Origin of the sequence: Streptomyces milbemycinicus (assembly GCF_002154605.1) — a bacterium.
GTDB lineage: Bacteria > Actinomycetota > Actinomycetes > Streptomycetales > Streptomycetaceae > Streptomyces > Streptomyces milbemycinicus.
The window spans coordinates 1-7,055 of record NZ_MUNE01000165.1; the positions used below are offsets into that span (position 1 = coordinate 1).

Consider the following 7,055-nt stretch of genomic DNA (forward strand, 5'->3'; position numbering starts at 1 on the left):
ACGACAACAACTCTGACCGGGGCCACTACCGCATCACTGCCGCCCCACTAACGTCCGGCTAACACGACTGTGACCAGCGAAATGACGCCTCGTCGGCGGCCACCTCATGCGCCACTCATCGGCTTTGTGCCATGGGGTCAGGCCGAGACGAGCCGAAGGATCGCGGTGCCGTCCGCCCCTGCCACCACCTGGAGTACGACCGCTCCGTCCACCTTGTCCGGTGGCGGCCCCGCCATCCCGCACGAACTGCTGCTGCCGCCGCTGCGGAAGACGGCGACGCAGCCGCTGCCGTCGCCGCTCGCCCCTCCGCTCGTCTTGCCGTTCCCCGAGGTCACCTTGTAGTCGACCGCGTTCTTGCCGACCTTCGTCAGGGACAGCTTCGCGGGACCGCCCGGGAGCTTGATACGGATCGTCACCGGCTTGGTCACCGCGATCTCGCAGTTCCCGTCGGTGCATGCCTCTGGGTTGCTCCCGTCGGCCGCTGTCACTGCCGGCGACGGGCTGAACGGGCTGGACGGGCTGGACGTGGTGGGCGAGGGGCTGCGCGAGGCATGGGAGGCCGAGGGTTTGGCGGTGTCGGTGCCCTCGTCCGAGTCGCCGCATCCCGCCGCGGCCAGCGCGGTGACCGTGGCCAGCAGGACGCGGCCGGCCGCACGTCGTGTGCGCCCCACCGTGGTCGGATCCGACATGGCATGCCGCCCTTCGTATCTCGTCCGGAGTCGGGAATCAGGAGTCCGGAGCCAGGCGGCGAGCTTACGGTCCGGAGATCGGGAGGGGTCCCCACGTGATGCCCGCATACTCGGCCGTTGATGCCATCGTCAGCGGCCGCGGAGCAGAGGGGTGTTGAGGGTGTCGGCGCGGAAGACCGTCTTGTGGGCGCTGCCGCCCTTTCCGGCAATGCCCTTTGTGGTGTGGGGACTCCTCGATGCCCCTGTTCCTCTTCCAGGCCGGTGGCGAGTTCTTGTCAGGGGCCCGCGTCGCGGGATTCCGCACCGTCCCATTCCGCGTCGTACGACGACTCCCCCTCGTCCAACGGTTCCGTCGCCGCCGTGGTCGTCGTCGCCGCCGACGCCGACGCCGCGATGCTGAAGAGTCCGCCCTCCGGGTCGCGGAGGGCCGCGATACGGCCGTACGGGGTGTCGGCGGGGGCGGAGATGATGCCGCCGCCGAGGGCGGTGGCCTGGGTGGCGACGCGGTCGACGTCGTCGACGCAGAAGTAGACGTGCCAGCGGGGGCGGACATTGGGGTCGGGGGTGGCTTCCAGGGCGCCACCGCGCAGGCCTGCGACGGCTTTGCCGTCGATGTGCAGCACCACGCGGTCGTGCTCGAAGCGGACGTCGCAGCGGTCCTGGCCCTGGGCGTCCCAGCCGAAAACGTGGCCGTAGAAGAGCGCGGCCTCGAAGGCGTCGCGGGTGCGCAGTTCGAGCCAGACCGGGGCGCCCGGTCTGCGCTCGCCCCACCAGGCGGAGGTGAGCTCGCCCTCCCAGATGCCGAAGATGGCGCCGTCCGGGTCGGCCGCCCAGGCCACCCGGCCGCTGCCGAACTCCAGCGGCCCGACCGCGACGGTGCCGCCGCGCTCCCGCGCGCGCCAGGCGATCTCGTCGGCGCTGTCGGCCGCGAAGTAGGTGGTCCAGGTGACGGGGAGGGTCACGCCGGTCGCGGCCGGCACGCCCATGCCGACGGTCGGGGCGCCGTCTTGGGTGAACGCGATGGTGTAGCGGCCGTGGCCGTGGCGGCTGGGGCGGAAGTGCCAGCCGAAGAGGTCACCGTAGAAGCTCTGGGCGCGGTCCAGGTCGGTCGCCATGTGGCTCACCCAGCACGGCGCGCCTTGGACGGCGCGGAATCGCTCCCGCCGCTCCCGCCTCTCCACGCCCGCTCACCTCACTCCACCTCCGCGTGCGCGGAATAGTCGCCCTTACTGCGCCCTTACTGCCCGCGCGCGGAACGGTTGCCGACTCCGCGTGCGCGCAGCCCTCACCGTTCGCACATGATGCCCGATAGCTCCACTTTCCTCCGTTTTCCCGGAGCGCGCCACCTCGGCCGAGCGCCGGGGCGCGTACTGGGTGGTACATCGGCGCACCCGCTGTGGCGCATCACACTGGGTGTGCTACGGGACGCATTACGGACACCCGGCCAAAGCAGGGCAGTATTGCGGCCATGTCGAATCTCCGCTCAAACATCATCACCTGGCTGGGTCGCAAGTACTTTTCGAGAATTCAGAAGAACGGCTTCGATCTGTCCAAGATGTCGTTTTTGCCGAGCGCCACGCTGGCCCCGCTGCGACGCAATGGCCTGGACCCCGTGGACGAATTGTCCCGTACCAGGGCAAAGGAACCCATAAGCAAGCTTCCCCTGCCTTTCGGGATGAAGGGCTGGCTTGTCACCGGGTACGACGAGACCAAGGCCGTGCTGGGCCGGACGAACGGATTCAGCTCCGATTTCACCAACCTCGCCGAGAAGAACATCGGCATCGCCGCACAGCAGAATCCGGGCGGCCTCGGCTTCAGCGATCCACCGACACATACGAGACTGCGCCGCCTGCTGACGCCGGAGTTCACCATGCGCCGGCTCAGCAGGCTCACTCCGCGCATCCACTCCATCGTCGAGGAACGGCTCGACGAGATGGCCGCGATGGGCGCGGCCGGGGACCCGGTCGATCTGGTGCAGTCCTTCGCCCTCCCCATCCCCTCCCTGGTCATCTGCGAACTGCTCGGCGTGCCGTACGAGGACCGCGCCGACTTCCAGCAGCTGAGCATGGCGCGATTCGATCTGTTCGACGGGGCCGACGCCTCGTTCGGCGCGATATCCGACTCGCTGTCGTATCTGCTCGACATCGTCAAGAAGCAGCGCGAGTCGCCCGGCGACGGGCTGCTCGGGATGCTGGTGAAGGAGCACGGCGACGAGATCGACGACCAGGAGCTGGCCGGGTTGGCCGACGGGGTGCTCACCGGCGGCTTCGAGACGACCGCGAGCATGCTGGCGCTCGGCACGCTGGTACTGCTCCGCAACCCCGAGCAGTTCGCGGAGATCCGCGACAACGACGACGTGGTCGACCGGTACGTCGAGGAGTTGCTGCGCTACCTGACGGTCGTCCAGGTGGCCTTCCCCCGGTTCGCCAAAGAGGACATGGAGATCGCCGGTACGAAGATCTCCAGCGGCGATCTCGTACTGTGCTCGCTGAGCGGGGCCAACCGCGAGGAGAAGCTCGGCCCGGATATGGAGCGGTTCGATCCGCACCGGCAGACCCCGTCCCACCTGGCCTTCGGCCATGGCATCCACCGGTGCATCGGCGCCGAGCTGGCCAAGATGGAGCTGCGCGCGGCCTACCCCGCACTGGTGCGGCGGTTCCCGGAGATGCGGCTGGCCGTCCCGCAGGAGAAGCTCGCGTTCCGGAAACTGTCCATCGTGTACGGCGTCGAGGCGCTGCCGGTGACGCTGAAGTAGCCCGCCCGCCCCGATAGCCCTGATCGATCTGGATCATCTGCCGGGTGCCCCGCGAGGGCGCCCGGCGGGGCTGGGGCACAGGGGCGCGGCGGCTCAGCGCGGCGGCTCAGCGGTACGGGTCGTCCCGGCCCGGGTCCGTGCGCCCGCCTGGGTCCCTGCCCCCATCCGGCAGGTGGTCCGGCATGAGACTCCCGGGGCCCTCCAGGATTCGGCGATGCATGACCGAGCTGCTGCCCCGCAGGTCGAATTCCTGGGCCAGCCCGGTCCGGTGGAGCCGGCCCATCTCCTCATCCGTGAAAGTGACCCCGGCTATCTTGGTTCCCTTTCCGGAATCCCAGTTGTAGCGGTCCCACGCATTGAGCTGGTAGTCGAGGCCCATGTCGGGCTTTCCGTCGGCCCCGGGCGTCACCGTGACCACACCGCTGACATTCGTCATGACCGAGCCGACAGCCAGGTACCAATCCTCATTGCCCGACCGGTTGAAGCGAAAGGAGCTGTTCACGGTCTCCACCGGGATGGCGACCGGCCGGCCGCCGCTCTTCTTGAATTCCGCCAGCGCCTCAGCGCGCCATTTGTCCTCGTTGTCCATGATGTCGTTGATGGTCATGCCGCGAAATGCGTCGTCGCCTTTCATTATCTCGTCGACGGGCAAATCCAGCGTTGTGCCGGAATTATCCAGGTAATGCATCAGATGCCGCGCGGCGGCGTCCATCCCCATCAGCGAGGCACCCTCCGCCAGCGCCTTGGCCTTCTCCAGCGAGATCCGCTCGCCGAAGCCAGGGGACTCGACACCGTGCCGGCCCGACCCCGCGTCCGGGGAGATCTGCCTGATCCGCGGGGCCAGGACCCCCGCCGCCACCAGGTCGTCCTTGTGTGCCGCCCAGAGCTCGCCGCGCGCCCGCGGACTCAGGGACTCCCACAGCCGACGCAGCTGCGCGCGCTGCTCCGGCGTCGCCTTGTCCCCCAACGAGGCCAGCTCGACCGCGCGGGGGGCCATGTCCTCATCCAGTGAGGTGTAGACGGCGTGTCCCGCGTCGCGGGGGTCCTGGCCATGGCTGGCGCGCAGGGCGCGGCAGACGGCGGCGTCGATCTCCGCGGCGTAGGTGACCAGCCCCGTGATGGAATCGGCGTACCACTTGATCAGGTCATGGGTGCGCTGGCTGTCGCTGTCGACGTTGCACAGCGCCTCGGACACCCGCACCGAGCCGTCACCCGGGTCCTTGACCACCAGTCCGGGCTTCTCCTTGGCCGCGTCGGAGACCAGCTTTCTCGCCCGCCGCTGGATGCCCCGCAGCTCGATGCTCGCATCGTCCAGGACGCTCCAGATGCTCTTCGCCTCCCGGTGCAGATCCCGGAGCTCCTTCGCCGTCTTGCGGACGAATTCCCGGGTAACCGTGGCATTGAGACCGGCCCATTTCGCGGCGTCCGACTTCCGTACCAGGCCCCGGTCGGCATCCCCCCGGAGCCTTTCGAGATCGCTCACCAAGGTCTTCCAGTCGGCGACCGCCGCGCCCAGCTTCCCGAGGTCCATTTCGAGGAGGTTCGTATAGGTGAACGCCGCCATGCTTTCAGCCCCCGTATCACTCCGCGTCTCGCTTCACGCGGATCGCTTCACGCGTGCGGAGTGATGCGCACGTTAGCAAGGATCACAGCCATCGGCGCCGGTCCGATCGGGTTTGATGGGGGGATGAGTGATGCACAGACCATGCCCGATCGGCCCGATTGGGAGAAACGCTTCCGGGCCCCGCGCGTCTCACTGCCCGACTGGGCGGAGGACGCGCCGGACCGCGCGCTGTTCGTGTCCAACGCGACGGGGACGTACGAGCTGTACGCGTGGGACCGGGCGACCGGAGCGCAGCGCCAGGTGACCGACCGGCCGAACGGTACGACGGACGGGGTGCTCTCCCCGGACGGCCAGTGGATCTGGTGGTTCTCGGACACCGACGGCGACGAGTTCGGGGTGTGGATGCGCCAGCCGTTCACCCCGGGCGACGGGGCGGAAAAGGCCGGGGAAGAGAAGGCCGGGGAAGAGGAAGAGGGCGCGGCGGACGAGCCCGCGACGCCCGGCCTCGCCCCCTCCTACCCGGCCGGCCTGGCGCTCGGCCGCGACGGCACCGCGGTCGTCGGGCGGTCCACGGACGAGGACGGCTCCACCCTCCACGTCGTACGGCCCGGGGCCGCGCCCCAGGAGATCTACCGCCACCGGGAGTCGGCCGGGGTGGGCGACCTGTCGTACGACGGGACGCTGATCGCGGTCGAGCACACCGAGCACGGCGACGCCATGCACTCGGCCATCCGGGTCGTACGGCTGGACGGCACGCCCGTCGCGGAGCTGGACGACACCAAGGGCGGCACGGAGGAGCTGGGCCTGGCTGTCATGGGGTTCGCCCCGGTCTCCGGGGACAACCGGCTGCTGGTCGGCCACCAGCGGCGGGGCCGCTGGGAGCCCATGGTGTGGGACCCGGAGAGCGGCGTGGAGACGGCGCTGGCCATCGACCTGCCCGGGGACGTCGGCGCCGACTGGGTGCCGGACGGGACGGCGCTGCTGGTCGAGCACAGCTACCAGGCGCGCAGCGAGCTGTGGCGGTACGACCTCGCCTCCGGCGAGCTGACCCGCCTCGACACCCCGTCCGGCACCATCTCGGGGGCGACAGCGCGGCCGGACGGCACGGTCGAGTTCCTGTGGTCCTCGGCGGCCGAGCCGCCGCAGGTGCGGTCCACGAGCGGGCGGGTGGTGCTCGACCCGCCGGGGCCGCGGGCGCCCGGATCGGTGCAGGTCACCGACGCCTGGGTGGAGGGGCCCGGCGGACAGGTGCACGCCCTGGTGCACAACGGCCGTTCTTGAGTTCGTTCGGGAGCGGTTGACGAGATCCCGCCGATCTTCATGATCGGTCGGGGTCTTTGTCGTTTCCGGGGTCTGTTCGACCGTGTTCGGGGTGGGAGATGGCGGCGGTCTGCGCTGTCGGCGGTGGCGCCGTCTCGGTTGTGCGTGTTGCGGGCGTGACGAAGGGTCCCGGGGCGTCGGGGCTGGTGGTGATGGTCTGTGGTTCGGCCTGCTCAGTGTTCGGCGGGATGTCGCGGCGGCGGCAGTCCCGCGTGCACCACCGGTGCGGGCCCGCCCGGTTTCGGACAGCTGGACGGTGCGACGCCGGGGTCGGGGGTGAAGTCGGTGTCGGTGAGGTGGCTGCCGGTGCGTTGGTAGAGCCAGGTCTCGAGGATGTCGAGGTTGCCGGCGGTGACCATGAGGGCGACGAGGAGGTTCTGGGCGACCTGGCCGGGTGCGGGCCGGTGCTTGGGGTTGCCGATGTCGATCTCCTCGCCCTTGAGGCGCCCGTGGATCCCCTCGTTGTGGGACCGGATGGGCTTGTAGGCGGCAATCCAGGCGGCGGAGAGGTAGGGGATGTCCTGCCGGAACTTCGCGGTCTTGAGGTCGCCGGCAGCGTCCGCGGGGACGGTGATGGCCGACTTCCCGCAGACCTGGGGCAGTTGATCGGCCGACGGCAGGCCGAGCCACTCATCGGGCGGGAGTTGGACGGTGGGTTTGGCGGCCGGGTGGGCTGCTCGGCGGCGGGCGTCGTTGAGGTCCAGCACCGCCGAGCAGCCCACCCGGC

Annotated in this window: 4 protein-coding genes and 2 pseudogenes; 2 read left to right on the forward strand and 4 right to left on the reverse strand. The window is 69.8% G+C overall.

Features of this window, described 5'->3' with window-relative positions:
• Window positions 1–137: 137 nt before the first annotated feature.
• Both CCN51_RS14815 and CCN51_RS14820 read right to left on the reverse strand, forming a co-directional pair.
• Window positions 138–689, reverse strand: coding sequence for a hypothetical protein (locus tag CCN51_RS14815; protein WP_086859623.1), 552 nt, complete (start codon window positions 687–689; stop codon window positions 138–140).
• Window positions 690–964: 275 nt separating this feature from the next.
• The gene (locus CCN51_RS14820; RefSeq protein ID WP_086859625.1) at window positions 965–1,804 is read right to left on the reverse strand and encodes a VOC family protein; all 840 of its coding nucleotides are present in this window, start codon (window positions 1,802–1,804) and stop codon (window positions 965–967) included.
• A gap of 353 nt (window positions 1,805–2,157) precedes the next feature.
• On the opposite strand from CCN51_RS14820, the gene CCN51_RS14825 reads away from it, so the two are divergent.
• On the forward strand, window positions 2,158–3,444 hold the full coding sequence (locus CCN51_RS14825) for a cytochrome P450 (protein ID WP_086859627.1): 1,287 nt from the start codon (window positions 2,158–2,160) through the stop codon (window positions 3,442–3,444).
• A gap of 106 nt (window positions 3,445–3,550) precedes the next feature.
• Here CCN51_RS14825 and CCN51_RS14830 read toward each other — a convergent pair whose 3' ends face one another.
• A complete protein-coding gene (locus tag CCN51_RS14830) occupies window positions 3,551–5,008 on the reverse strand; it encodes a hypothetical protein (protein ID WP_086859629.1) in 1,458 nt (485 codons plus the stop codon).
• Window positions 5,009–5,131: 123 nt separating this feature from the next.
• Here CCN51_RS14830 and CCN51_RS14835 point away from each other — a divergent pair.
• Window positions 5,132–6,271: pseudogene (locus tag CCN51_RS14835) on the forward strand (S9 family peptidase); the annotation flags it as partial.
• Between the two features lie 230 nt (window positions 6,272–6,501).
• Here CCN51_RS14835 and CCN51_RS54935 read toward each other — a convergent pair.
• Window positions 6,502–7,055, reverse strand: a pseudogene (locus tag CCN51_RS54935) (hypothetical protein); the annotation flags it as partial.